Genomic DNA, 2,148 nt, shown 5'->3' on the forward strand with positions numbered 1-2,148 from the left:
TCGTCTTCGTCATCGGCTCGGCGCTCGCCGGCTGGTCCCGCACCATGGACGAACTGATCGTCTTCCGTGCGGTCCAGGGCATCGGCGGCGGCGGGCTCATGATCGGTGTGCAGGCGATCATCGCCGACATCGTCCCGCCCCGTGAACGCGGCCGGTACATGGGCCTCATCGGGGCCGTCTTCGGTATCGCCTCCGTCGCCGGACCGCTGCTCGGCGGCTTCTTCACCGACCACGCCTCCTGGCGCTGGTGCTTCTACATCAACGTGCCGTTCGGGCTGGTCACCCTCCTCGTCATCGCGCTCGTCCTGAAACTGCCCAAGCCCTCCGTCCGGCCCCGCATCGACGTGCTGGGCGGACTGCTGCTCGCCGCCGCCTCGACCTGTCTCGTGCTGCTCACCAGCTGGGGCGGCACGGAGTACGCCTGGGGCTCGCGGACCATCCTGGGACTGGCCGCGGGGGCCGTCGGAACGACCCTGCTCTTCCTCGTCGTCGAGCACCGGGCCGCCGAACCCATCATTCCGCTGCGGCTGTTCCGCGACTCGGTCTTCACCGTCACCTCGCTCGTGGGCGCGGTCGTCGGGGTCGCGCTCTTCGGGGCCGCCAGCTACCTGCCGACCTACCTCCAGATGGTCGAGGGTGCCTCCGCCACCGAGTCGGGCCTGCTGATGCTCCCCATGATGGGCGGCATCGTCGTCGCCTCCGTCGTCTCCGGCCAACTGGTCTCGCGTACCGGCCGCTACCGCGTCTTCCCGCTGGTCGGCGGTGCCGTCTCGGCCGTGGGGATGTGGCTGCTCTCCTTCCTCGGCACCGACACCACCGCCCTCGAGTACGGCGTCTGGCAGGCCGTCCTCGGCATCGGGATCGGCCTCGGCATGTCCGTCCTCGTCCTGGCCGTCCAGAACTCCGTACCGCCGGCCGACCTCGGCACCGCCACCAGCGCCCACAACTACTTCCGGCAGATCGGCGGCAGCGTCGGTGCGGCCATCTTCGGCACGCTGTTCGCGGGACGGCTGGCGGACGCGCTCGCGGTACGGCTCCCCTCCGGGGCCGACCTGCCCGACCCCGCGTCGATCACCCCGCAGGCCGTCCACTCCATGGCGCCCGCGCTGCGGGACGCCTACATCCAGGCGTACGCCGACGCGATGCCCCGGATCTTCCTCTACCTCGTGCCGGTGCTCCTGCTCGGCCTGTTCCTCGCCTTCTTCCTCAAGGAGAAACCGCTGGTGTCCCACCACACCCCCACACCGGCCGCGGAACCCACCGCGCCCCCCACCGCCATCCCGCCGGCCCGCGTCGAACCCGCTCCGCCGCAGCCCGGCCCGCCGTCCGGCATCCCGGTCCGCGGCAGCGTCCAGCACTCCGACGGCACGAAGGTGGGCCGCGCCGCGCTCACCCTCATCGACGTGCTGGGGCGGCAGGCCGGACGGGGCGCCAGCGACGACGCCGGGCGGTACGCGCTGAGCGTGCCCGGTTCCGGTTCCTATGTGCTGATCGCCGCGGCGGGCGGGCACCAGCCCCAGGCCGTCAGCGTCACCGTCGGCGAGCGCCCGGTCGACCTCGACGTGGTGCTCGGCGGCGCGGGACGGCTCGCCGGAGCAGTCCTCACCCCGGACGGCGCACCGGTGCGCGATGCCGCCGTGACCCTCACCGACGTACGCGGGGAAGTCGTCGCCAGCACCCGAACCGGGCGCGAAGGCCTCTATGTGATCGGCGAGTTGGTGGCCGGGGAGTACACCCTGGCGGCCAGCGCGCAGGCCTTCCGGCCCGCCGCGCTGCCGGTCAGCGTGCAAGCAGCCAGGGAGACCCGGCAGGACATCGAACTGGCCGGCGGCGCGGTGCTCCGCGGTGTCGTACGGGCCCCCGGCGGCCGGGTCGTCGAGGACGCCCGGGTCACCCTGCTGGACGCGGCCGGCAACGTGGTCGACACCCACACCACCGGACCCGACGGCTCGTTTCGCTTCGTCGACCTGTCGACGGGGGAGTACACCGTCATCGCCGCCGGATACCCCCCGGTCGCCACCGTCCTCCAGGTCCCCGGAGGCGGGCGCACCGAGCGCGACATCCAGCTCGGGCACGAGGACTGAACAGCCCGGCCGGGCGGCGGGTGCAGGGGGTCCGAGAGGCCCGCACACCCTGTCTCTTATACAC

1 protein-coding gene is annotated in these 2,148 nt (G+C 72.6%); it reads left to right on the forward strand.

Translation table 11 applies throughout. The features are described 5' to 3' along the window. Positions 1-2,084 (forward strand): MFS transporter (locus IH13_RS0125990; protein ID WP_031088374.1); only part of this gene is annotated, 2,084 nt, incomplete at its 5' end. Between the last annotated feature and the right edge of the window lie 64 nt (positions 2,085-2,148).

This window comes from Streptomyces sp. NRRL WC-3549, from assembly GCF_000721935.1.
Classification (GTDB): Bacteria; Actinomycetota; Actinomycetes; order Streptomycetales; family Streptomycetaceae; genus Streptomyces.